General features: G+C 61.8%; 1 protein-coding gene. It reads left to right on the top strand.

Annotated elements, in window-relative coordinates:
* Positions 1 to 10 precede the first annotated feature (10 nt).
* Positions 11 to 634, top strand: a 624-nt coding sequence (locus AC1DQP_RS21285) for a POT-type proton-dependent oligopeptide transporter (RefSeq protein WP_478052531.1), incomplete at its 3' end; no start/stop codon positions are given.

Genomic DNA, 634 nt, shown 5'->3' with positions numbered 1-634 from the left:
GCCCCATAGGATGAGCACGATCGCAGCCGCCAGCCCCGGCAAAGGAAAGTTGCCAGGCCAGATCCCGTACATCATTGGCAATGAGGCCTGCGAGCGGTTCAGTTTCTACGGGATGCGCAACATCCTGGTGCAGTTCCTGATCACCTCGCTGCTGCTGCAGGAGATCACCGCCGAAGGCCGTGCGGGCGAGGCCAAGGACATCATGCACAGCTTCATGATCGGCGTGTATTTCTTCCCGCTGCTTGGTGGCTGGCTGGCCGACAAGTTCTTCGGCAAGTACCACACCATTTTGTGGTTCAGCCTGATCTACTGCGCCGGCCACGCCTGCCTGGCCGTGTTCGAGGACAGCCGGGAGGGCTTCTTCCTCGGCCTGGGCCTGATCGCGCTGGGCGCCGGCGGGATCAAGCCGCTGGTGGCCTCCTTCATGGGCGACCAGTTCGACCAGAGCAACAAGCATCTGGCCAAGGTCGTGTTCGACGCCTTCTACTGGATCATCAACTTCGGCTCGCTGTTTGCCTCGCTGTTGATCCCGCTGGCGCTGAAGAACCTGGGCCCGCAGTGGGCATTCGGCATCCCGGGCATCCTGATGTTCGTGGCCACCTTCGTGTTCTGGCTGGGACGCAAGCGTTACGTG

This window comes from Stenotrophomonas sp. P5_A8 (genome assembly GCF_056400545.1).
This window is presented reverse-complemented; position numbering and strand designations above follow the sequence as displayed.